The sequence below is a fragment of the Acinetobacter sp. FDAARGOS_558 genome, from assembly GCF_003937785.1.
GTDB classification, from domain to species: domain Bacteria; phylum Pseudomonadota; class Gammaproteobacteria; order Pseudomonadales; family Moraxellaceae; genus Acinetobacter; species Acinetobacter baumannii.
Genome location: NZ_RKJH01000001.1, coordinates 2006966 through 2031617, shown reverse-complemented (window position 1 = coordinate 2031617; position 24652 = coordinate 2006966). Strand labels below are relative to the sequence as shown.

General features: G+C 40.1%; 21 protein-coding genes and 4 tRNA genes. 16 read left to right on the top strand and 9 right to left on the bottom strand.

All coding sequences use genetic code 11. The annotated features are described in order from the left end of the window. Nucleotides 1-21: 21 nt before the first annotated feature. The 8 genes from EGT34_RS09810 to EGT34_RS09775 all read right to left on the bottom strand — a co-directional run bounded on the left by EGT34_RS09810 (nt 22) and on the right by EGT34_RS09775 (nt 5047). Nucleotides 22-97, bottom strand: a tRNA-Glu gene (locus EGT34_RS09810). Nucleotides 98-125: 28 nt separating this feature from the next. Beyond that, nucleotides 126-201 (bottom strand) — tRNA-Glu (locus tag EGT34_RS09805). Between the two features lie 134 nt (nt 202-335). Beyond that, nucleotides 336-1220 (bottom strand): hypothetical protein, encoded by an 885-nt coding sequence (locus tag EGT34_RS09800; protein WP_001988038.1) that lies wholly within the window; start codon nt 1218-1220, stop codon nt 336-338. A gap of 118 nt (nt 1221-1338) precedes the next feature. Beyond that, a complete protein-coding gene (locus EGT34_RS09795; RefSeq protein ID WP_001183126.1) occupies nt 1339-2757 on the bottom strand; it encodes an amino acid permease in 1419 nt (472 codons plus the stop codon). Between the two features lie 131 nt (nt 2758-2888). Beyond that, nucleotides 2889-2964 (bottom strand) — tRNA-Glu (locus EGT34_RS09790). Nucleotides 2965-2989: 25 nt separating this feature from the next. Beyond that, a tRNA-Ala gene (locus EGT34_RS09785) sits at nt 2990-3065 on the bottom strand. 57 nt (nt 3066-3122) lie between these two features. After that, nucleotides 3123-4631, bottom strand: coding sequence for a glutamate--tRNA ligase (gene gltX, locus EGT34_RS09780; protein WP_000868419.1), 1509 nt, complete (start codon nt 4629-4631; stop codon nt 3123-3125). Between the two features lie 116 nt (nt 4632-4747). Beyond that, complete coding sequence (locus tag EGT34_RS09775; protein ID WP_000690905.1) at nt 4748-5047, bottom strand: hypothetical protein; 300 nt, start codon at nt 5045-5047, stop codon at nt 4748-4750. Nucleotides 5048-5443: 396 nt separating this feature from the next. Here EGT34_RS09775 and EGT34_RS09770 point away from each other — a divergent pair, with 396 nt between their 5' ends. The 9 genes from EGT34_RS09770 to EGT34_RS09730 all read left to right on the top strand — a co-directional run bounded on the left by EGT34_RS09770 (nt 5444) and on the right by EGT34_RS09730 (nt 15018). Continuing rightward, entirely contained in the window at nt 5444-6445 is a 1002-nt protein-coding gene (locus tag EGT34_RS09770; RefSeq protein WP_024437238.1) for a sulfate ABC transporter substrate-binding protein, read from the top strand. Between the two features lie 222 nt (nt 6446-6667). Next, nucleotides 6668-7591, top strand: coding sequence for a 16S rRNA (cytosine(1402)-N(4))-methyltransferase RsmH (gene rsmH, locus EGT34_RS09765; RefSeq protein ID WP_000018345.1), 924 nt, complete (start codon nt 6668-6670; stop codon nt 7589-7591). After that, entirely contained in the window at nt 7591-7923 is a 333-nt protein-coding gene (gene ftsL / locus EGT34_RS09760; RefSeq protein WP_000842465.1) for a cell division protein FtsL, read from the top strand. Before rsmH ends, ftsL begins: the two co-directional genes overlap by 1 nt. A gap of 11 nt (nt 7924-7934) precedes the next feature. Next, complete coding sequence (gene ftsI, locus EGT34_RS09755; RefSeq protein WP_000227936.1) at nt 7935-9767, top strand: penicillin-binding protein PBP3; 1833 nt, start codon at nt 7935-7937, stop codon at nt 9765-9767. 3 nt (nt 9768-9770) lie between these two features. Continuing rightward, entirely contained in the window at nt 9771-11270 is a 1500-nt protein-coding gene (locus EGT34_RS09750) for a UDP-N-acetylmuramoyl-L-alanyl-D-glutamate--2,6-diaminopimelate ligase (protein WP_000218542.1), read from the top strand. An 8-nt stretch (nt 11271-11278) separates the two neighbouring features. Further along, nucleotides 11279-12679 (top strand): UDP-N-acetylmuramoyl-tripeptide--D-alanyl-D-alanine ligase, encoded by a 1401-nt coding sequence (locus EGT34_RS09745; protein ID WP_000557516.1) that lies wholly within the window; start codon nt 11279-11281, stop codon nt 12677-12679. Next, the gene (mraY, locus tag EGT34_RS09740) at nt 12680-13798 is read left to right on the top strand and encodes a phospho-N-acetylmuramoyl-pentapeptide-transferase (protein WP_000928089.1); all 1119 of its coding nucleotides are present in this window, start codon (nt 12680-12682) and stop codon (nt 13796-13798) included. Nucleotides 13799-13858: 60 nt separating this feature from the next. After that, complete coding sequence (locus EGT34_RS09735; protein ID WP_000169601.1) at nt 13859-14191, top strand: DUF7709 family protein; 333 nt, start codon at nt 13859-13861, stop codon at nt 14189-14191. Between the two features lie 2 nt (nt 14192-14193). Beyond that, nucleotides 14194-15018: a putative RNA methyltransferase gene (locus EGT34_RS09730; RefSeq protein WP_086242007.1), complete on the top strand. Its 825-nt coding sequence runs from the start codon at nt 14194-14196 to the stop codon at nt 15016-15018. 17 nt (nt 15019-15035) lie between these two features. On the opposite strand, the gene ponA is transcribed toward EGT34_RS09730, so the two are convergent. After that, nucleotides 15036-17591, bottom strand: a complete 2556-nt coding sequence (ponA, locus tag EGT34_RS09725; protein ID WP_000736683.1) for a penicillin-binding protein PBP1a — start codon at nt 17589-17591, stop codon at nt 15036-15038. 161 nt (nt 17592-17752) lie between these two features. Here ponA and EGT34_RS09720 point away from each other — a divergent pair, with 161 nt between their 5' ends. The 7 genes from EGT34_RS09720 to aroB all read left to right on the top strand — a co-directional run bounded on the left by EGT34_RS09720 (nt 17753) and on the right by aroB (nt 24647). After that, nucleotides 17753-18811, top strand: coding sequence for a pilus assembly protein PilM (locus tag EGT34_RS09720; protein ID WP_002014066.1), 1059 nt, complete (start codon nt 17753-17755; stop codon nt 18809-18811). Beyond that, nucleotides 18811-19452 (top strand): PilN domain-containing protein, encoded by a 642-nt coding sequence (locus EGT34_RS09715; protein ID WP_000201227.1) that lies wholly within the window; start codon nt 18811-18813, stop codon nt 19450-19452. The genes EGT34_RS09720 and EGT34_RS09715 overlap by 1 nt, the downstream gene beginning before the upstream one ends. Beyond that, the gene (locus EGT34_RS09710; protein ID WP_000076101.1) at nt 19449-20189 is read left to right on the top strand and encodes a type 4a pilus biogenesis protein PilO; all 741 of its coding nucleotides are present in this window, start codon (nt 19449-19451) and stop codon (nt 20187-20189) included. The genes EGT34_RS09715 and EGT34_RS09710 overlap by 4 nt, the downstream gene beginning before the upstream one ends. A gap of 10 nt (nt 20190-20199) precedes the next feature. After that, entirely contained in the window at nt 20200-20727 is a 528-nt protein-coding gene (locus EGT34_RS09705; RefSeq protein ID WP_000695058.1) for a pilus assembly protein PilP, read from the top strand. Between the two features lie 62 nt (nt 20728-20789). After that, nucleotides 20790-22955 carry a type IV pilus secretin PilQ family protein gene (gene pilQ, locus EGT34_RS09700; RefSeq protein WP_001017038.1) on the top strand — a complete coding sequence of 722 codons (2166 nt, stop codon included), beginning with the start codon at nt 20790-20792 and terminating at the stop codon, nt 22953-22955. 11 nt (nt 22956-22966) lie between these two features. Beyond that, a complete protein-coding gene (aroK, locus tag EGT34_RS09695) occupies nt 22967-23536 on the top strand; it encodes a shikimate kinase AroK (protein ID WP_000643712.1) in 570 nt (189 codons plus the stop codon). A 28-nt stretch (nt 23537-23564) separates the two neighbouring features. Next, a complete protein-coding gene (gene aroB, locus EGT34_RS09690; RefSeq protein ID WP_001194002.1) occupies nt 23565-24647 on the top strand; it encodes a 3-dehydroquinate synthase in 1083 nt (360 codons plus the stop codon). Nucleotides 24648-24652 lie beyond the last annotated feature (5 nt).

Below are 24652 nucleotides of genomic sequence, written 5' to 3'. Positions count from 1 at the left end.
ATGCAGTGGCTTTTTAGAATTTGGCGTCCCTACGGGGATTCGAACCCCGGTTACCGCCGTGAAAGGGCGATGTCCTAGGCCTCTAGACGATAGGGACTTATATGAGGCATACATCTGAAAAATATTGGCGTCCCTACGGGGATTCGAACCCCGGTTACCGCCGTGAAAGGGCGATGTCCTAGGCCTCTAGACGATAGGGACGTTTCAGAGGTGGGCGTATATTAGGTCGATTTAATAAAAGTGTCAAATAGTTTTCTGAAGAAATATTAAAAAAATCAGTTAAGCGCTTAAAAATAACTCAAATTGTAGAAAATATATACGTTTATAGATATTTTTTATTGGAAAGGCTCAATAATTGTTTTTACCACAGCATGATGTTGTAAGTAGCCGACAATTTCATGAGGTTGGTTGGCAAAAGTAAAAATCTCTTGATTAATAATGGGGGGAGTAAAATTAAAAGGTGCCTCACTTAATGGAAAAGCGGTTAAAAAGTCATCTTTAGAATAAAAGTTATACCAGTCGCCCTTTAAACATTTAGGACGTTCAATGGGAGTGGGGAGTTTGCTTTGTATGACGCGAAAAGAAAGAGGGGATGCTAAGGTAATAAAGCGCTGTACTGAAAACTGATAAGAAGGATCTGATAATAAATGATAGGCAATCACAGAACCCAAAGAGTGGGCGACTACAATACAATCTTCATCATCATGCATTTGTTTTAAAATTCTTTGATGAACCTCATACATAAAATCAGGATTAGATAAGTACATATAAGTTTCAATCAAGAATTGCTGAATTAAGCTTTCATGTAATTTTGGAAAATTATTTAAAAGAACCACCATCTCCTTAAGAACGCGATCTTTCACCATCTGTGAAGTTAAATATAAACGCTCTGATAAGCTTTGCGCTGGTTGATCGGGTGAAAGAGGGAGGTGGGGTATAAAAGGAGTATGTTCCTTAGGTGTTGATGGTTGATGATGTAAATGGATGGGTAAATGAAAATTAAAAGTTTTTGGAAGTAAAGTATTAAGATCAAGTTGATTGGATAATTGATACTTCGTCATTAAATCGCCATAAAATGGCATATGTATATGTAGATCTCTTAAATTAACTCTACAGTGCAATTGTTTTAAGCCCAGTTTAAATACTTTTAGCCAGTGCTCTTTTAAACGATGTGCGGTGTAATTCTGCTGATTCATCCCATGGATAAATATAATTTTCATTGTATACAAGGAATTGTTTTTTAATATAAATTTAAATCTACAACGGTAGATTATATAAAGCCAGTCTCTAAGCAAAAAAAAGTGTAGCTTTTTGCTACACTTTTTAAATTACAAACACTTAAGCTTTATTTCGATAGAAAATAAAGTAGCTGAGATAGCACAAGGCAGTAAAAATTAAGCAACCTATAAAGCCAGCACGCATTTCAGGATCTGCTGCCATACTTAAACATGTAATAAAGCAGAAAAGAAAACCTAAAATTGGAACGATAGGGAATAACGGTGCTGCATATTTTAAATCGCTAACCGTATGTCCAGAACGGTACCATTGTCGACGGAAATTGAACTGGCTTAAACAAATACTCATCCAGACAATAACCATGGTAAAAGCTGCAACACCTAGCAAGTTTTTAAAGATGGTTTCAGGAGCAAATTGCTCTGATAATAAGCCTGGAATTGCGCCGAACATCGTTACAACTAAAGCAACAATAGGTGTTCCGCTTTTTGAAAGTGTTGCAAATACACCCGGAAGGAGCTTTTGCTCTGATAAAGACCACATCATACGTGAAGCTGCATATAATCCCGAGTTTGCGGCTGAGAGTAGTGCAGTAATAATAACAAAACGGATGATGTCATCTGCATATGGAATACCGATGTAATTAAATACGGTAACGAAAGGACTATTACTTACGTTGTCACCACCTAAACCAGCAAGTTGGAAAGGAAGTAATGCACTAATTACAATAATGGTGCCTACAAAGAAGATAAGAAGACGCCAGATTGCAGCATTAATCGCTTTAGGGACATTCTGAGCCGGATCTTTAGTTTCGCCAGCAGCTACGCCAATTAACTCTGTTCCAGAGAAAGCAAAGTTTACAATGAGCATAGTGGTGAAAATAGGAAGAAAACCGTGTGGGAACCAACCTTGGGCAGTTAAATTACTAAACAATGGAGCAGTTTGAGCGCCGTGGAAAGGAATTAAACCAAAAATTGCTAATAATCCAAGCACAATAAAAGCAATAACGGTAATGACCTTAACTAGCGCTAGCCAGAACTCTGACTCGGCAAATACTCGGGTTGAACTGATATTTAACCCGAAAATAGTTACTGCAAAAATAAGTGTCCAGATCCACATTGAAATTTGTGGAAACCATTCCTGCATAAGTAGAGCAGCGGCGGTAAACTCGGTTCCTAGCGTTGCTGTCCATGTTAGCCAGTACATCCATGAAATCATGTAACCTGTACTTGGACTAATGTACTTTCGAGCGTATGCGCCGAAAGAACCCGAAACGGGCATATGTACAGCCAGCTCGCCTAAACAGAGCATGACCATGTAAGCAATTGCACCCCCAAGAATATAGGCAATAATTGCGCCAATAGGTCCAGTTTGTGAAATGACTTCCCCTGAACCCAAAAATAAACCAGTACCGATTGCTCCACCTAGCGATAACATGACAAGGTGGCGAGTACTCATGGCTCTTTTTAAAGGTGCAGTACTGTTCTGATGCTGAGCATCTAGTTGTTTGTCAGATGGCTGCATATTACACATTGAGAGAATTTGAGAAAGACGCTATTTTAGATAAAATAGACAAATGTGCAATCAAGAAGCAGTCAAAGAATAGACAGGAAGGTGACGATAGAGTCTTTAAAAGGAATTTTTAAAATAGAAAATGGCGTCCCTACGGGGATTCGAACCCCGGTTACCGCCGTGAAAGGGCGATGTCCTAGGCCTCTAGACGATAGGGACTTGATGAGGCAAACACAAAGGAGCTTGGTGGAGCCAAGCGGGATCGAACCGCTGACCTCTACAATGCCATTGTAGCGCTCTACCAACTGAGCTATGACCCCAGTTTGTGTGAGCGCAATATTAGGGTGAATGCGCTCACACGTCAATAAAAAAATGAATTAAGCTTCGCTAGTTGCTTCATTTTTCGGCAATTTTAAACTTTCATTAAGCTTTTCCCAGTTTTTTACCTCTTTTTTACTCGGTGCACCTACAATTTCTAGCGCATGTCGTAAGCGAGCAAAGGTTAAGTCAGGGCCAAGCGTAACCATTGACTGCATAACTGGTGTTGAACTGGTTGAGCCAGCAATTGCAATAAAGAACGTTGGCATGAAGTCACGTAATTTAATGCCCATCTGATTTGCCAAATCCATTAAAGTTTGACTAACTGTGTCGTTATTCCAAGTAAACTGACTTTCAAGACGCCAAATTGCGAATTGTAAACTTTGACGAACTTGCTCTTGAGTCAATTTTTTACTTTCAAACATTTCAGCCGTAATTTGTGGTATATGGTTAAAGTAGAAACCAGCCCAATTTACAGCTTCGGAAAGTAAATTAATACGTGGTTGAATAGCGGCAGCAATGTCTTCTAAAGTGCTGCGATCACTTTTCCATGTCAATAAACGGTCTAATAGTTGTCCTGGGGTTAACCCTTTAATCCATTGACCATTTAACCAATTGAGTTTTTCAACGTCAAAAATTGGCCCACCTAGTGATACGCGTTGAATATCAAAGTTATCCATCATGTCTTGTAATGTGAAAACTTCTCTTTCATCCGGCATTGACCAACCCATACGGCCTAAATAGTTGAGTAAGGCTTCTGGTAAAACGCCGATATCACGGTAGTAGTTAATTGAGGTCGGGTTTTTGCGTTTAGATAACTTCGATTTATCTGGATTACGAAGCAACGGCATATGGCAAAGCGTTGGCATTTCCCAACCAAAGTATTGGTAAAGCAATTGATGCTTCGGTGCAGACGGAAGCCATTCTTCACCACGTAATACATGCGTGATTTCCATTAAATGGTCATCAACAACGTTAGCTAAATGGTAGGTTGGTAAACCATCTGTTTTAAGAAGCACTTGCATATCGACTTGTGCCCAAGGAATTTCAACTTCCCCACGGAGTAAGTCGTTAAATTTACATACGCCCTCTTCAGGCACTTTCATACGGATAACATGAGGTTCACCCGCTTCAAGACGTCGAGCTACTTCTTCTTGAGACAGCTTTAAACCACGACCATCGTATTTTGGTGTTTCGCCACGAGCTTGCTGCTCGGCACGCATTTGGTCAAGTTCTTCTGCTGTAGCAAAACAATAAAAAGCATGACCTTTTTCAACAAGTTCTAACGCGTATTGCTTATAAATTCCCATACGCTCTGATTGGCGGTAAGGAGCATGAGGACCACCTACATCCGGACCTTCAGACCAATTTAAGCCTAACCAGCGTAGAGAGTCTAAAATCATTTTTTCAGATTCTGGCGTAGAGCGAAGCTGGTCTGTATCTTCAATTCTTAAAATGAATTCCCCGCCATGCTGTTTCGCAAAACACATATTGAATAGGGCGATGTAGGCAGTACCAACATGTGGGAAACCGGTAGGAGAAGGTGCAATACGAGTACGAACTTTCATAGTTAATGGGTCAAAATAAAAATTGGAACTATTATAACGAAAAAGCCCAGTATTCTGACGTTTTATTTAACGACAGTCTGGGCTGAAATTGAAACGATGAGGGGTCGTTTCAAATATTAAGAAGTGTGCGGCTGGAAGATTGCCTGAACAAAACGTGAAAAACGTTCATGCTGTGCTGCAAGAAAGTTTTGAGTTGGTGTAACACGGATAGTATTAAGTACTTTTAATTCATCATCTGTTGATGGAAGTACAATAGTGTTACGTTTTTGCTGATCTAAAGCTTTTTCAATAAGTGAAGACTGTTTGTCTGAAAGACTTTTACTTGGTGTATCTTTCAGTACAGCTGCTGTAGACAGTTGCGATGCAAAACTAAGCACCAAACCCAAGCTTAAAGCTTTTCCATAATGAATTTTCATTTTCTGTTCATCCCCTCAGTACATTTCGTCTATTTTTTGAGTTTAACCAAATGTAAAATTACGGTAACGCTACGATTCAAACATAAATTTTAATAAAAAAGTAGAACTATGTCACACTTTTTACAAAAAATACCTTTATTTTACGCTGGTACCTTTAAATGTAGCCTATGTGTATCCATTACGTCTCATTATTTAACAAATTAATGTGTAGATAAAGTGAAGACTATAAATAAACTATAAGAATAATTACAAAACTTTTCAAAAAGGAGAAGGAAAAATTAGAGTTAACTATATCTTTTAAAGTGATTAGTAAAACATTTATTTATATAACTATTTGATTGAAAACTAAAAAATTAAAAATATAGTAGACATTAAAAGTAAAATTGGTTTTTATAAATGAAAAGAATAGCAATAATTGCAGTCGCTACATATATGGGGTTAGCAGTAAATGCTGTGCAGGCGGCGACTACATTTTTAAATGTTTCTTATGACCCAACTCGAGAGTTTTATCAGGAATATAATCAGGCATTTGGAAAGTTCTGGAAACAACGTACCGGGCAGGACGTGGATTTTAAACAATCCCATGGAGGCTCAGGTAAACAGGCTCGCGCTGTAGCAACTGGTCTTGAGGCAGATGTGGTGACCTTAGCCTTAGCCAATGATATTGATGAAATTGTAAAAGCAGGCTTTATCCAGCCAAACTGGCAAAAAGAATTCCCTAATAATTCTGCACCGTATACCTCTACAGTTGTGTTTTTAGTACGAAAAGGCAATCCGAAAAATATTCGTGATTGGAATGATTTAACCAAACCTGGTGTTGAAATTATTACACCTAATCCGAAAACGGGTGGAGCACCGCGTTGGATTTATCTTTCTGCATGGGGATATGCTTTAAAGCAGCCGGGTGGAAATGACGCTAAAGCCAAAGAGCTGGTTAAAAAACTTTATCACAACGTTAAGGTGTTAGATTCGGGAGCACGAGGCTCGCTTACTACATTTGCTGAGCGTGGAATTGGAGATGTTCTACTTTCTTGGGAAAATGAAGCACTATTGGCAACGAAAGGTCTCGATAAAGATAAATATGAAATTGTTTACCCATCAATTTCAATTTTGGCAGAACCATCTGTTGCTATTGTTGACAAAACAGTCGACAAAGACGGTAACCGTACTTTGGCAAAAGGTTATCTCAACTTTTTATACTCACCTTTAGGTCAAGAGTTGGCTGCTAAACACTATTTCCGTCCTCGCAACCCTCAAGTTGCTGCTAAATATGCAGCACAATTCCCAAAAATTAAATTATTTACGATCAATGATGTTTTTGGCGGTTGGGCAAAAGCTCAGAAAACCCATTTTGCCAATGGAGCCATCTTTGATCAGATTTATGATGGAAAGCAGTAGATAAAATATTGGTAGAGTAGAATTTTAAAAATTAGTTTACTTTTTTATAGTGAAGCAAGTGAACCTGAAAAGGTGAGCTTGCTTTTTTGTTTTGCTTAAAAAATGAAAAGAAAACGGTTTTCTCTATGAAAAATTAATATTTTCCTACAAAAAGCCGTTTGGTGTTAGCCATAAACAAGGTGATAATGTGCAGTTACATTTTTACGCTATGATTTAACTCCTATGTCGCATATTTCTGTCTTACTTTTTGAGACCGTTGAAAGCTTATTGGCAGATCGCACAACTGGGGTGTATATCGATGCAACCTTTGGACGAGGTGGGCATACGCGCTTGTTATTGTCGAAACTCGATGAAAACGCCCGAGTATATGCTTTTGATAAAGACCCTCAAGCTCTGGAAGTTGCGGCTGCTTTAGCACAAGAAGATCCAAGATTTACCATTATTCATGCAAGTTTTGCTGATATTAAGGAAAAAATGCAGGAAATTGGGGTGCAAAGTGTCGATGGAATTATGGCAGACTTAGGTGTGTCCTCTCCTCAACTCGACCAGGCTGAACGCGGCTTTAGCTTTATGCAAGATGGCCCGTTAGATATGCGCATGGATAACTCTAAAGGATTGACTGCTGCCGAATGGTTACTTGAGGTAGAAGAGGAAGATTTGGCAAATATCATTTATCAATATGGTGAAGAACGATATAGTCGCCGTATTGCTAGAGCAATTAAACAGGCCGGAAAATTGGATACTACGGCGCAATTGGCTGAAATAGTAAAAACAGCCCATCCAAAATGGGAAAAGCATAAACATCCGGCGACACGTACGTTTCAGGCAATCCGTATTGCTATTAACAAAGAACTAGATGATATTGAAGTATTTTTACCGCAAGCTGTAGACTTGCTTAAACCAAAAGGGCGTTTGTCTGTGATCAGCTTCCATTCGCTTGAAGATCGGTTGATCAAACAGTTTATTCAAAAAGAATCAACTCTAGCAGAAGATTCTGGTTGGGGGATGCCTCAACAGCAGATTGATACGAGAAGATTAAAGAAAATTTCACGGGTTCGTGCGAGTGAAGAAGAAGTAAAAGCGAATCCACGTTCACGTAGTGCATGGCTTCGGGTTGCTGAACGCTTGGAACAAAAAGGCGCGTAATGAAAAGCAGTGATGAAATCGAAACCACAGAAAATAAAGTGGTCAAAAAAGTTGTGGTATATGCAGTCATGGTGGCATTGGTTTTTATCAGTGCCATGATGGTGGTATTTCAAGTATTTGAATACCGTCATGATTATAGAGAGTTAAGCTCTTATATGCGTGAACGTGATGACCTCAATGCTGAATGGGGGCGTTTATTGATTGAGCAACAAACATTTGGTGCGACTGCTCAAATTGGTACACGTGCTGTGACACAATTACGAATGTTTTCGCCACCTGCTGCAGAAACGGTGGTAATTTCTTTACCGATGACCTCAGAGCAAAATAAGTAAGGCCTTGCTGTATGGTAGATAAGCGAACAAAGCAAACACGAAAAAAACAGCAGTCTATTTCGGAAAAACCAAGTCTTGCCTTTGATATGTGGCGGTTTTATTTGCTCTGGGCGGTAGTGCTACTGTGTTTTGTGGTATTAATTGCACGTGCATTTTATGTTCAAGTCATTAATAAAGACTTTTTGCAAAATAAGGCCAATGCCAATATTTTGCGTACTGAACGTATAGAGGCTATGCGTGGAGTGATTAGTGATCGCCACGGTGTACCTTTAGCGATTAGTAGTCCAATCATGAAAATTGTGATTGATCCGCGTGATTATTTTGAGACCAAGCATTTATATGATCAAATTACGGCTGAACTAAAACAAGATCCAAACAACCGTAAATTAAAACGCCAGTTACCAGATAAAAATTTAAATCTTGATGAACTTGCCGACGTGGTGGGTGTTGATCGTGCTGATCTTAAAAAACAGATGAATGCGCGTCCGCGTTCTCGCTATCTGGTTTTGAAAAAAGAAGTACCTCCTCAGCAAGCTGACCTCATTATGAAAGGTAATTTCCAAGGGGTGTATGCAGAAAAAACTTATAAACGTTATTACCCGCAACCTCAGCCAAATGCCCAAATTATTGGTTTGACCAATAGTGAAGGTCAAGGTATCGAAGGCTTGGAAATGCAGTTGAATAAGCAACTGTCAGGTGTAGACGGTGAGCAAAAAATTATTCGCGATAAGCGTGGTAACCGTTTAAAAGTTTCTGAGGTAATTCGTGAGGGTGAACCTGGTGAAAATATCACTTTAAGTATCGACTCACGTTTGCAGTACATTATGTACCGTGAATTAACGGCTGCAGGTGTGGCTAACAATGCGCGTTCAGCAACGGCGATTGCAGTTGATGTTAAAACGGGTGAAATTCTGGCAATGACCAGTTGGCCATCTTATAACCCGAATGATAAGAATGGCTTATCAAATAAAGATGCTATGCGTAACCGTGGTGCGATCGATATGTTCGAGCCAGGTTCAACCATGAAACCTTTTACTATTTCTGCAGCTTTAGAAACTGGTCAATATACGCCAAATACGATTGTAAATACCTCCCCTGGCTCAATGCGTTTAGGCTGGCATACTATTCGTGATACCCATAACTATGGGGCTTTGACCGTAAGTGGTGTCATTATTAAGTCTTCAAACGTGGGTTCTGCAAAAATTGCATTATCACTTCCGAAAGAAACTTTGCCGAGCTTCTTTAATCGTGTTGGTTTTGGTAAGCGTTCTGCAGTAAGGTTCCCTGGGGAAAGTTCAGGTCTGGTTTTACCTGTTAATAAATTAAACTCTTCTCAAATCGGGACCATGGCATATGGTTATGGCTTAAACGCGACAATCCTTCAATTGGCTCAAGGTTATGCCATGCTTGCAAATCATGGTGTCAAAATGCCATTAAGCTTGCATAAACTAGATCAGCCACCTAAAGGTGAGCAAGTTTTAAATCCGAAAATTGCCGATCAAGTTTTGTTAATGCTTGAGCAAGTGACTATGCCGGGTGGTACTGCAAAACAAGCCAATATTCCTGGTTATAGGGTAGGTGGTAAAACAGGTACTGCACATAAATTGCGTGCAGATGGTAAAGGATATTCAAATAATGAGTATCGTGCCTTATTTGCGGGTGTTGCACCAATTAGTGATCCACGTTTAGCCGTTATTGTAGTGGTGGAAAACCCACAAGGTCGTTATTACGGTGGTTTGGTTGCCGCTCCAGTTTTTGCTCGTATTATGCAAGAGTCGTTGCGCTTAATGAATGTGCCGCTTGATAAGCCACTTAATACTCCAGAAAATCCTATTCGCAGGTAAGCTATGACTGTTTCTTTTCAAGAAATTCATCCAATCGAAATTGATGCTCAATGGCCTCAACAGCCATTTCACGGCTTTAGTTTAGATAGTCGTAAAGTTGAAACGGGCCAAATTTTTATTGCTTTGACAAGTTATAGCCAGCCTGAAAAAACGCGTACATTTGCTGAAGCGGCTTTAGCAAATGGAGCGTTGGCTGTCATTAGCGAAACCGAATTAGGTGTAGCAAATGAATGGGTATGCTCTGACGTGCGTCAGCGCATGGGAGAGTGGCAAAAACGTTATTTGCAACAAGCTGATGTAGTAAAACCTCTACGGATTATTGCTGTAACAGGCACAAATGGTAAAACAACAATTTCTCGTTTAATTGCTGAGTTAATTAGTTCACAACAGCAGCGCTGTGCAGTGATGGGGACAACAGGGAATGGTATTTTACCGAATTTAACGCCTTCTACGCATACTACCCTCGACGCTCTACAGTTACAAAATGCGCTACATGACTATGCTAAACAGGGAGCAACTTTTGCTTCTTTAGAAGCAAGTTCACATGGTCTTGAACAGGGGCGATTAAATGGTTGCGATATTGAAATTGCTGTTTATAGCAACTTAAGTCGTGACCATCTGGATTATCACGGCACTTTAGAAGCTTATGCAGAAGCGAAGGCGCGTTTATTTCAGTTTAATTCGTTAAAAGTCGCTGTTATTAATTTAGATGATGCGCATGCTGACTTGATGATTAAGTCTGCCCAAAATAATCCAGCACAACCTAAAATTTTGACTTACTCACTAACTCAAAATACAGCTGATTATTACATTACCGATTTAAGCTATAGCTTGGCGGGTGCAACTTTTAATTTAGTAAGTCAGCAAGGTTCATTTGCGGTAGAAAGTCCATTATTAGGTCATTTCAATGTTGAAAATTTAATTGCCGCACTCATCGCTGCTGAGCAAGCTGGTTTCGATTTACAGGCATTGGTTAATTTTGTTCCTAAACTAATTGGTGCACCAGGCCGAATGCAAGTTATTCGTGATGATGAGCGATTATTTGTAGTGGATTATGCGCATACCCCAGATGCATTGATTCAAGTGCTTAAAACATTAAAGCGTCATGTTTCGAATCAGCTTTGGGCGGTGTTTGGATGTGGTGGTGACCGTGACCGTGGTAAGCGTCCACTCATGACTCAAGCAGCTTTGGATGGCGCAAATCCTGTTATTCTGACTTCAGATAATCCAAGAACAGAAGACCCTGAACAAATTTTTGCTGATATGAAGCAAGGAATCGATTTTTCAGGGCATCGTATGCATGAAATTCATGACCGCCGTGAAGCAATTAAATTTGTTGCAGAGCAAGCTCAAGCTGGTGACATTGTAGTGATTGCCGGCAAAGGTCATGAAAATTATCAAGAAATTAATGGTGTGCGTCACTGGTTTGATGATGTGGTTGAAGTGCGTTCCGCGATTGATGCCCAACATCATACGGTAGATGCTGCTTACCCTGCACAATAGGAAAAATTATGCATACTTCAACCACCAGTACCGTGCCTTTGGAACCGTGGACAGCTCAACAATTACAACAGGCAACACAGGGTTACTGGCATAAAGACCAGATCCCTCAAACTGAAATTAAACGTATTTTGACTGACTCGCGTCATGCAGAAAGTGGGGATGCCTTTTTAGCACTAAAAGGTGAACGTTTCGACGCGCATAATTTTGTCGGGCAAGTGGCTGCAAATGGTTGCCAAGTTGCTATTGTCGAGCGGCCTATAGATGCAGAAATTGCTCAGCTTGTAGTTGCCGATACCCGTTTGGCTTTGGGGCAGCTTGGTGCGTATCGTCGTGAACAAAATGCTCAATTGAAAGTAATTGCTTTAACGGGCAGTAGTGGTAAAACCACCACCAAAGAAATGCTAGGAAGTATTTTGTCTCGTTTAGCACCTACATTGATTACCCGAGGCAATTTAAATAATGATCTTGGTGTGCCGATGATGTTGCTTGAGCTTCGAAAGGAGCATCAATATGCGGTGATGGAACTTGGTGCAAATCATCAAGGTGAAATTGACTACACATCAAAACTTGTTCAACCGCATGTTGCTGGTATTTTAAATATTGGAACTGCTCATTTGGGTGAGTTCGGCGGGCGTGATGGCATTTGCCGCGCTAAATCAGAAATCTATCGTCATATTTTACCTCAGGGCGTTGCTATTGTTCCGCAACAAGATGACTTTACCGCTGAGATTCGTGAAGCAGCCAAAAGCCATCAAATCATGAGCTTTGGTGCTGGTGGTGATGTCTTTGCTACAGAGATTGAATTGTTGCCACAATCTGCCAATTTCCAGTTACATACGCCTCAAGGTTCAAGTTTTGTAAGACTGCCGTTTGCGGGTGAGCACAATGTGCAAAACGCAACTGCAGCAGTAGCATTTGCTTTGGCGTTAGGTGTTAGCTTGGAAGATATCGTAAAAGGTCTAGAGCAAGCACAAGGTGCAAAAGGTCGTTTGAATTTTATTCAAAAAGCGCCTCATTTATTTATTGATGATACTTATAACGCCAATCCAACATCTATGCGTGCTGCGGCACAAGTATTACTTCAGCAAAATGGCATTAAAGTCATGGTGATGGGTGATATTGGGGAGTTAGGTGATAGTAGTTGGCAAGAACATCACGATCTAGGTCGCGATCTTGCTGAGCTTCCTTTAGACCATATTATTGCAGTTGGGCAGTTTGCCTCAGCAGCTCTCGAAGGCGCAGGTCTTCATTCTACTAAATTGAAAGCATTTCAGACTCAAGCTGAGGCGCTTCCATTTTTAATCAATCTAATCCAAACACATCAACCCCAGTCCATGAGTTTCCTGTTTAAAGGTTCTCGCTTTACTCATATGGAAACGTTGATGGCTGATTTGATGGAGAAACTTTAAATGCTGTTATGGTTGTTTGAACAACTTGCGGGCTATCACAGTTCGTTTCAGGTTGTTCGTTATTTAACATTACGTTCTTTACTCAGTGTATTAACGTCACTGACCATTGGTTTGGTTCTCGGACCAATCATGATTCGTAAATTACAAGCGTTAAAATACGGTCAGGCAGTAAGTTCGTTTGCTCCTGAAAATCATGCTAAGAAGATGGGTACACCGACCATGGGTGGGATTTTAATTCTGCTCTCAATTGGTATTAGTACTTTATTGTGGGCTGATTTATCTAACCCTTATGTTTGGATTGTACTTGGTGTAATGGTTGTGTTCGGTGCGGTTGGCTGGGCAGATGACTGGATTAAAATTCGCTATAAAGATAATGCAGGTCTACCTGCCCGTAAGAAGTTTTTCTGGACTTCTGTCGCATCGCTGGGTGCTGGTATTGCGTTATATTTAATTGCTACCCAACAATCTAATGCAGAATACACAGCAAATATGCTGGATTTATTGATTCCTTTCTTTAAGAATCTTTCAATTCCGCTTTCTATTGTTCCTTTAGGTTTAGCATTTATTGTATTTACCTATTTAGTAATTAATGGTGCCTCTAATGCGGTTAACCTAACTGATGGTCTAGATGGTTTAGCCATTATGCCAGTAGTTATGGTAGCGACGGGCTTAGGCGTATTTGCGTATTTATCTGGTGATATTCGTTTTGCCAACTATTTGCATATTCCTTATGTGAAATATACCTCTGAACTTGTGGTGATCTGTTCTGCCATGATTGGTGCAGGTTTGGCATTTCTTTGGTATAACGCACATCCGGCGCAAGTCTTTATGGGTGATGTGGGCGCTTTAGCTCTAGGCGCAATGCTTGGAACCATTGCCGTTATGGTTCGCCAAGAAATCGTATTCGCAATTATGGGCGGTGTTTTCGTTATGGAAGCGGTATCGGTATTCCTGCAAATCGGCTCATTACGAATGCGGAATAAACGCGTATTCTTGATGGCACCTTTGCACCATCACTATGAAAAACAAGGCTGGAAAGAAACCCAAGTGGTCATCCGTTTCTGGATTATTACGATTATGCTGGTTGTTTTAGGCCTAATGACCTTAAAATTGCGCTAGAACTTATTTTGGTGTCAATATAAAGCCAGTTTCTACTGGCTTTTTTTATTGGAGAGGTAAATGACAAAAGTTGCTGGTCTAGACCAATTATCTGTAATTAATCAAAAAGTAGTTGGAGAGGGCGAAGTCTTACCTCAAGTTGTGCTTAAAGATGGAAGTCAGGTGCAAACGGGAACTGTCGCGACGATGCTGCATAATATTGAACTCTATAATGCGGGGCAAAGAGGGCAAATTGAAGAAGAGTTGAAGATCGCAATTCCAACTTTAGTTAAAGTGGGCTTGTTTGATTTGTTTGAAGTAGATGAATGGATTAAGGGAACAAATGCAGGCCGTACATTTGTTGGAATACACGCTAAGGCTTATTTACAACAAAAAGAACAAGAGAATAATTAAACGTGACTACGCAAAATTTAATGTGCCCTGTGTGTCGTCAACGACTTGAGCTGGTAAGCAAAACATGGCGATGTGAACAGGGTCATAGCTATGACATTGCAAAGCAAGGTTATGTGAACTTACATGTTGTACAGCACAAACATAGTAAAAATCCGGGAGATACTCCTGAGTCTATAGATGCGCGCCGTGCTTTTTTACAAGGTGGCTATTATCAACCTTTACAGCAAGCAATAGTTCATTTGCTGAAAGATCTTAAAGCTAAAATGGTACTTGATATTGGCTGTGGCGAGGGCTATTACACCAGCGCAATGCAACAGATCGTTGAACAGTGTATAGGTGTAGATATTGCAAAAAATGCAGTACAACGCGCAGCAAAGTTAAATGACAAAGTGACATGGGTGGTTGGTACAGGAGCAACTTTACCGGTCATCGATCAAAGCATGGATGTGTGTACGAGTCTTTTTAGCCCGATTCCCCAAACGGAAATTCTGCGTGTTTTAAAAGATGATGGTTATTTAATTGTTGTGACTCCGGCAACCGATCATTTGTATGCGATGCGTGAGGCATTGTTTGAACAGGTTAATCCTCATACACCACAGAAATTTGTTGAACAACTACAAGATTTATTTGAGTTGAAAGAACAGCAAGTTATTGAGGCTCCTTTAGTACTTGACCAGCAGGCTTTAAAAAATCTTATTGCTATGACTCCCTATGCTTATAAGGCATCTCCAGAACGTCGTATGCAATTAGAACAGAAAGCACACTTACAAGTGACCGCATCTTTTCAAATTTATCTTTTTCAAAAGCGTAATAAAAAAGCCATCTAACGATGGCTTTTTTATTTTTATTCAATTTGATTAATCAAGTTTTCTAATTCATCTTTTTCACGCTTCGGCGCTGCCCCTTGCGAAGGTTTCATCGCTGGAGGTGTTGTCTTGGAAGGAATCACAATTTCCTCACCCGGTAAGTCATCGAAGTCATTATTGGTGGTTTTAGGTTGTGGTGGTGCAGGACGATAGAGTGGGCGTGCTAATGGAGGGGCAGCACGATAGGTTTTCTTATCGCCTACTTCAGTTGTGACTTCTTGCTTATCGCGAGAAATAGGTGCCTGAGCATCTTTTTCTAAACGAACCCAAGCAGCTGGTGTACCTTGCAATGCTTGACCCATAAAGTTAATCCAGATTGGTAGTGCAGCAATACCACCATACTCACGGCGACCAAGTGTAGTCGGCTGGTCAAAACCAACCCATGTTACAGTTACTAACTTGCCATTAAAACCTGCAAACCATGCATCTTTTGCATCGTTAGTCGTACCTGTTTTACCTCCTAAATCACTACGGCCAATCTTGAGTGCAGCACGACCTGTACCATGCTCAATTACGTCACGTAAGATATTTGCCATGTCATAAGCAGAGCTTGATTTTAAAATGCGCTGAGCTTGACGATATTGACTGTTATTTTTGTCCGTCTGTTTAAGATTAAGTTGTTTGGTTGTCTTTTCTTTCTGCTCTAGCTCTTTATTTGTGACTTCAACAACTTGATCGTCTGGAGTAGTTACCTGTGCATCGTCAGTTGTCTCAGGAGCATTAATACATGGAATACATGCATATTCTGGCTTGGCTTCGTAAATGACTTTACCGTATGCATCTTCAATACGCTGAATAAAATGCGGTTGAACACGGTAACCACCGTTTGCGAATGTTGCATAACCAGTTGCCATTTGAATTGGTAATACTTGAGGCGTACCTAAAGCAATGGTGTAGTTACGTGGAATTTGATCCTCTTGTAAACCAAAATCCATGAATAATTGGCGAGTACGTTCAATTCCTACAGTTTGTAAGAGTCTTACTGAAACCGTATTACGAGACAAATACAAAGCACGGCGTAACGGGATCATGCCTAGGTAGCGACCATCAGAGTTCTTCGGTGTCCACTTGCCAATCGTAATAGGGCTATCATTCACCATACTATATGGTGTCATGCCACGTTCTAATGCTAAAGCATAGAGGAATGGTTTGATGGTAGAACCTGGCTGGCGCCAGCCTTGTAAAGCACGGTTAAATTTTGATTGATAGAAATTATAACCACCTACAATTGCTTCAATTGAGCCATCGTTTGGGTTAATTGCAATGAGCTGACCTTGAACTTTTGGTACTTGAACTAGTGACCACGCAGTTTTAGCTTCATTTGGGCGTAAACGAACAATATCTTTAACTTTAACAATTTGAGATGCACGAGAAGGTGCTGCACCTACGCTATTTGCATTGCGATAGGGACGGGCCCATGACATGCCGGACCATTGCACGGTTACTGTTGAGCCATCTTGCATTAATGCTTCAAAAGAGCTGCTATTTACCTTGGTGACTTGCGCCGGATAAGTGTTGGCATATGCTCTAAATTCGCTTAATGGCTTATCATGTGCTTCTGCACCACGCCAGCCATGACGACGGTCATAAGCTTCAAGACCGTCCTGCACAGCTTTTTCCGCAATCGCTTGGCGTTTCGCATTAATTGTTGTGTAGACTTTATAACCAGAATCAATTGCTTGTTCACCAAAATGTTTTACAAGCTCTGAGCGGACCATTTCACCTGCGTAGGGGTGAATATTATTTAGGTCACGGTTGGGCATATTCAAATTGATTGGCTCTGCAACGGCCTTTTGATATTCCGTTTGAGAAATATAACCAAGTTGAAGCATCCGGCCTAAAATCCAGTTACGACGTTCAAGTGCACGCTCAGGGTTAACAACTGGATTATATTTAGATGGTGCTTTAGGCAAGCCGGCAATCATGGCCATTTGGGCAATGCTGAGCTCATTAATGCTTTTGTTGTAGTAAATCTTTGCAGCCGCTGCGATACCGTAAGCGTTTTTACCTAAGAAAATCTTATTTACATAGAGGCTTAAGATGTCTTCTTTAGATAAGTTTTGCTCAATTTTTCGAGCCAAAAAGATTTCTGTTAGTTTGCGTTTTAATGTTCTTTCTGGACTTAAATAATAGTTCTTTGCGACCTGCATCGTGATGGTTGAACCACCAGTTTGTACATCAGAACCCGTAACACTTTCACTCAAAGCACGGCCTAAACCTTTAAAACTAATGCCGCTATGTTCAAAGAAAGAAGAATCTTCTGCTGCTAGAAATGCATGAATAAAATTAGGAGGAATTTGTTTGTATTCAACCGGAATAGAAAGTTTGCCACCGTATTCAGCAATGAGTTGATTGTCGGCTGTATAGACTTGCAATGGTTTTAAAAGCGGTGCTTTTTTTAGTGAACTCATTTCCGGAAGCGTTGGGGCAATATAGAGATACATGCCATAGAATCCCATCGGAAGTGAGACTAAGATAATAATAATGATCAAAAAAATTGGACGCACGAAGCCCAAACTGGATAGCTTTTTCATGATAAGTAAGCTTTAATAAGATCGAATACAAACTAATTGTGGTCAGTATAGCCTTTAGACATGCGGATTGTTAGATGAGATATTGTATCCGTGTAAAAATAAAGACCGAGATTATTGGTTTGTAATTTTTTTTGGGGATAAAAAAATAATAGGACAATAGTGTGCTCAGGTTATATCGTAAACCTAATAAGGGGTTAATGGGTGTCGATATTAGTTCGACTTCTGTTAAGTTGTTAGAGCTCTCTGTCAAGAACGGTAAATATTGGGTAGAAAGCTATGCTTTGATGCCTTTACCCGAAAACAGTGTAGTTGAAAAAAATATCTTAAATCCAGAAGCAGTTGCAGAGGCTTTGGAACGGGCGATGAATTTAGCAAATCCCCAAACCACTCATGCTGCAATTGCTGTTCCGACATCGACGGTTATTCATAAAACTATCGAAATGGATGCAGATATGAGCGATGACGAACGCGAAGTTCAGATTCGTGTAGATGCGGAGCAGTATATACCGTTCCCTTTAGATGAGGTGAGCCTTGATTTTGAGGTTTTGCCGGATCGTCTTGCGAATCCAAATCGTGTAAATGTGCTCTTGGTCGCCACAAGAACAGAAAATGTTGAAACACGCGTTGAAGTGCTTGAATTGGCGGATTTAAATCCTAAATTGGCTGATGTCGAAAGTTACGCGGTTGAGCGCGCCTTTAGCGTGTTTGCTGATAGCTTACCGATGGGTGCAAATACCATAGGGATTTTAGATATCGGTCATACTATGACGACATTATCTGTCATGCAAAATGGCAAGATTATTTATACACGAGAGCAGGTTTTCGGCGGAAAACAACTTACGCTTGAAATTCAAAGTCGTTATGGTTTGTCTTTAGAAGAAGCAAGCAGAGCGAAAAAAGATCGTTCTTTACCAGATGATTATGAAATTGAAGTGCTAGACCCATTTCTAGATGCGGTAGTTCAGCAGGCGGCCCGCTCACTACAATTTTTCTTTTCCTCATCCCAATTTAACGAAATAGACCATATTTTGCTCGCTGGTGGAAATGCGAATATTCCAGGCCTTGCCAAGCTTTTGCAGCAAAAATTAGGTTACCGTGTCACGATTGCCAACCCATTCTTACAAATGGGCTTTTCTCCTCAAGTCGACGTTCAAAAAATTGAAAATGATGCTTCATCTTTAATGGTGGCATGTGGCTTGGCTTTAAGGAGTTTTGATTAATGGCAACAATTAATTTACTGCCTTGGCGCGAAGAGCTGAGGGAGCAACGAAAAAAACAATTTATAACGTTATGTTTTGGGGTGGTTGTTTTGGGGATTACAACCGTATTTGGGGGATGGTTTTATTTTGACCATAAATTAGATGATCAAGAGCAAGCGAATCAGCTCATTATGAGCACAAATCAGAACCTTGATCAGCAATTAAAAACATTAAACGGCTTACAGGAACAGCGTGATGCTATTATTGAACGCATGAAGTTGATTCAAGGTTTGCAGAGTCAACGTCCAGTAGTGGTAAGACTTGTTGATGAGTTAGTTCGAGTCACGCCATCAGCTATGTATTTAACGAAATTTAGCCGAACCGGAGATAAGTTTACGATTGAAGGTAAAGCTGAAAGTCCAAATACAGTAGCCGAACTACTCCGTAATCTTGAAGCATCTCCTTGGTATCGTAATGCTTTTATGAACTCTTTCTTGGCTAATGAAGAGAAAAAAGATAAGGCTGCAAGTTCTCTTCTTCCTAGGGTGGAAGACCACTATGGTAGTTTTGTTGTGACTGTCGATTTGGGGGAAATGGGCGTGACCACAACGGATGATTCTGCTAAGCCATCTACAGGTGAAAGTGTGGGGGCCGCTAAATGAGTCAAGACGAACTTCAAGAATTGTCATTAGAACAATTATCTGCAAAGAAAAAGAAATTTAATCTCGATAAATTCCTTCAGCAATTTAATACGCTGGATATGAACAACTACGGTAGTTGGCCAATATCTGTAAAAATTACGTGTTGGATTTTTATTTTCTTTGCTGTGTTAGCTTTGGGGTATTTCATTGTTATTCAACCAAAATTACAAGCTATTGATAATGCTCAAGCTCAGGAAAGCAATTTATTAAACGAATTTCGTGAAAAAGACTCGAAATTACGTAACCTGCAACAGTATCAGGTACAACTTCAAGAGATGCAGGCAAATTTCAACCAGCAACTAGAGCAGTTACCAAAAGAAACTGAGATTCCGAGTTTAGTTGAAGATATCAACTTAACAGGAGTGAACTCTGGATTGAAATTTAAAAATATTCGCTTGGAAGATGAAGTAAAGCAGGAAATTTTTATTGAGCAACCAATTGCCATAGAAGCGACCGGAGACTATCACGCATTTGGAGCTTTTGTAAGTAGTATCGCTGCTTTGCCTCGTATTGTAACCATGCACGATTTTACTGTTGATGTATCGCCAGCTAAGGATAACAAGTCTGATATTCCTGTACTGAACTATTCCATTAAAGCAAAAACATACCGATACGTAGGGGCAACAGATACATCGGAGCAAACAGGCAAAGCTCCAGCAGCATCTGCTTCAACGAACACTACTGTTCAGCCGAAATAGGAGAGTTATGATGAAAATTAAGCAAATTACTCTTTGTGTTTTGGCGAGTGTTGTGCTTGTCGGTTGTGATTCAAGAATTGATGCAGTAAATCAGGAAATGGCCAATATTCGTAATCAGCCGCCACTCCCTATTGAACCAGCACCGATTTTTACTCCTGTACCACAATTTAATTACGCTGCTCATCAATTAAAAAGCCCATTTATGCCAAGTTCTCTTGCTGCCGAGCTCAAGATTATGGCGGGGAAACGGGTTTATCCGAATTTCTCACGTGCGCCGCAACCACTCGAAAGTTATGCACTTGAAGCTTTAAATATGAAAGGGAGCATGCGTAATAATCGAGGGCAGATATTGGCCCTGATCCAGTCACCGGATCAGCAGATTGAACGGGTACAAGTGGGTAACTATATGGGTATGAATCAGGGCCGTATCACCCATATTAGTCCAACCCAGATTGATCTGGTTGAAATCGTACCGGATGGTCGAGAAGGCTATGTCGAAAGACCGAGAACCTTGGTCTTGATTGGGCCTGCACCCTAAAATTTAGGGAATAACAACGAAAAAATATTTTTAAAGATTATTTAATTGGGGATGGTCAGACAATGAATCACGTATTCCGTCAGTTTTCTATGGGGGCTGTAGCTATTGCGATTATGCAGGCTGCATCTGCACAGGTCAGCATGACCAATATTGTACCAATGCAAATTGCAGGTCAGGGCACAGAAATTAGAGTCATGTTTAATGGCTTGCCACCACAACCACAAGCTTACCAACTTGAAAATCCTTCACGTTTAATACTTGATTTTGATAAGGCACAGCAAGGTTTAAAACAGTCTAAAATTAGTGTTGCAACTAATGAGACAAGTTCTGTAGATGTTACTTCAGATGACCAGCGTTCACGTTTAACTGTAAACCTAAAAGATGCTGGAGCATTTACAACACGAGTAGAAGGTAATACCTTTATTTTAAAAATTAATTCTGCTCAAACAAGTAATAAGCCGCTACCTGTGGTCTCAGCACAACCACAAGGTGTTTCAAATATTGGCTTTCAACGTGGTAGTCAGGGAGAAGGCCTGGTTGTTGTAGATCTTTTAGGAAGTAATACGCCTGTAGATGTTCAGCAGCAGGGTAGTAAAGTCGTTATAAGAACAATAGGTACAAAAATCCCGACACATTTAGCACGTCGCTTAAATGTAAATGATTTTGCAACCCCGGTTTCAAGTATTGATGCTTATAATGATAAAGGGGTTGGTGTAATAACTATCCAGTCCTCTGGTAGCTATGAATATATGGCCTATCAGGCAGAGAATAAGCTCACGATCAGTTTGAAACGTCCCCAAGATAAAAATGTTACCTCTTTATATAAAACGCCAAATTATTCAGGAAATAAACTTTCATTAGACTTCCAAGATATTGAAGTACGCCGTGTGTTGCAATTACTTGCTGATTTTACAGGCATCAATATGGTAGCTGCCGATAGTGTACAAGGTAATATCACACTACGTTTAAAAGATGTACCTTGGGATCAGGCTCTTGATATTATTTTAAAAACTAAAAATCTTGATAAACGCCGTAATGGCAATGTGATTTGGATTGCTCCAGTTGCAGAATTGATTAAGGCGGAAGAAGAAGAAGCGAAAGCTGTTGCACAAAGTGTCAAACTTGCACCCTTACAGACTGAGTATATTCAACTGAAGTATGCTAAAGCTGGCGATATTATGGGTCTCATTACACAAGGCTCAAATAATAGTAATGGTTTACAGCATACTTCTGGTGGAGGGACTTCAACTTCAACCAATTTAAATACTGGAGTTGATAGTCTAGGCAATAATGTGGGTAGTTTGCTTAGCCCACGTGGCACTATTACCCAAGATGACCGAACTAATACTCTTATTATTAATGATACTGCTCAGTCAATTGATCAAATTCGTAAAATGATTGACTTGCTTGATGTGCAAGTTAAACAAGTTATGGTTGAAGCACGTATTGTGAGAGCCTCTACGTCATTTACCAAAGAACTTGGTGTGAAGTGGGGTATTCTGTCGCAAGGTATTACCAATAACAACAATTTGCTGGTTGGCGGTAGTGAAACAACTTTATGGAATTTACGCGAACCTAAAAAAGATGAAACTACAGGTGGGTATAAATATACGATTGAGCGCCCAGATAACTTAAACGTGGATTTAGGAGTTTCTAATCCTGCAGGAAGTATTGCTTTTGGCTTGATTAGTATGTCTGACTTTATGTTAGATCTTGAATTGTCTGCTTTACAAGCGGATGGTTATGGTGAGGTTATTTCTACCCCTAAAGTCATGACTGCCGATAAACAAACAGCGAAAGTTGCAACTGGTCAACAAGTTCCATATCAATCTACAACTAACTCTGCAGCAGGTTCAACTGCTACAACATCTTTTAAAGATGCTTTGCTGAGTTTAAATGTGACACCAAGTATTACACCTGATGGCAAGATTCAAATGAAGTTGGATATTTCTAAGGATTCTGTAGCGGGTGCGGCTCCAAATGGAGAGTTGATTTTAAATAAAAATAATATCAACACCAATGTATTGGTAGATAATGGCGAAACTGTCATTTTGGGTGGTGTTTTTGAGCAAACGACTATGAATTCACAAACCAAAGTTCCTTTCTTTGGTGATATTCCTGTTGTTGGGCGTTTATTTAGAAAAGATGTAAAGTCTGATGATAAACAAGAGTTGCTGATTTTCGTTACACCACGAATTGTTAATGACACTTTAGCGAGAAATCATTAATATATTTTTTAATGAAAGCAATTGAAATAGGTGGCGCCTTGCCAAGCAAAGCGTTTGAAACCCTACCAAATATTTATTTGGTAGGGCCCATGGGGGCAGGAAAAACAACCGTTGGACGTCATTTAGCAGAACTATTAGGGCGTGAATTTTTAGATAGTGATCATGAAATTGAACGCAAGACAGGGGCCACTATTCCCTGGATTTTTGAAAAAGAGGGAGAAGTCGGCTTCCGTACGCGTGAAACTGTCGTTTTAAATGAGCTTACTTCACGTAAGGCATTAGTACTTGCCACAGGTGGCGGTGCTATTACTCAGGCGCCTAATCGGGAGTTTTTAAAGCAACGTGGAATCGTTGTTTATCTATATACTCCTGTCGAATTACAACTACAAAGAACCTATCGCGATAAAAATAGACCTTTATTACAAGTTGAAAATCCTGAACAAAAATTGCGGGATTTATTAAAGATCAGAGATCCTCTGTATCGTGAAGTTGCACACTATACGATTGAAACGAATCAAGGTGCTGCACGTGATCTTGCCCAAAAGATTTTGCAACTTATTCTATCGAACAAGTTAAAATAGACGAACTGACTAGTGGTTTTATAAATTCATGCAAACTTTACATGTTGAATTAGGCGAACGCCGTTATCCTATTTTCATTGGTAGCCAACTTGACCCGAAACAATTACTAGAGCCTTACATTCATGGTCAACAGGTCATGATTGTGAGTAATGTTACGGTTGCACCTTTATATTTAAGCCACTATCAGGAAGCTTTGAAAAGTCTAGATAAAACGGTTGCGACTTGTATTTTACCTGATGGCGAAAAGTATAAAGATATTCAGCATTTAAACTTAATTTTTGATGCATTGCTTGAAGCTGGTTTTAACCGTGATTGTACGGTTTTAGCTTTAGGTGGTGGTGTCATTGGTGATATGGCTGGTTTTGCTTCTGCTTGTTTCCAACGTGGCGTTTACTTTGTACAGGTTCCTACGACCTTACTTTCACAAGTAGATTCAAGTGTTGGTGGAAAAACAGGAATTAATCATCCGCTTGGCAAGAATATGTTAGGTGCTTTTCAGCAACCACAAGTCGTTTTAGCTGACATGGCACAATTGAATACATTGCCAGAACGTGAGCTCTCGGCCGGTTTAGCCGAAGTAATTAAATATGCACTTTTGGGTGATGAAGATTTCCTGGTTTGGCTTGAAGAAAATATGGATGGCCTAGTTGCAAGAGATGCTGACCTTTTAGCAGAGGCTGTTTATCGTTCATGTGCTCACAAAGCCCGCATTGTTGCCAACGATGAGAAAGAGCAAGGTGAACGTGCTTTACTTAACTTAGGTCATACTTTTGGCCATGCGATTGAGTCGTATCTAGGTTATGGAACTTGGTTGCATGGTGAAGCTGTAGCAACTGGAATGGTTATGGCGGCGGATTTATCACAACGTTTGGGCTGGATCTCAAATGAAGATGTGGCACGTACAAAAAAAATCATTCAACGTGCGAATTTGCCGATATCATGTCCACAAATTCCATTGGATGATTTCCTTGGATATATGGCTCATGACAAAAAAGTTCTTAATGGGCAATTACGTTTGGTGTTGCTAAAACAACTCGGACAAGCTGTAATTACTAAGGACTTTGATGTTGAACTTATGAAACAAGCTATTTTGGCGAATCAACACGGATAACAAAT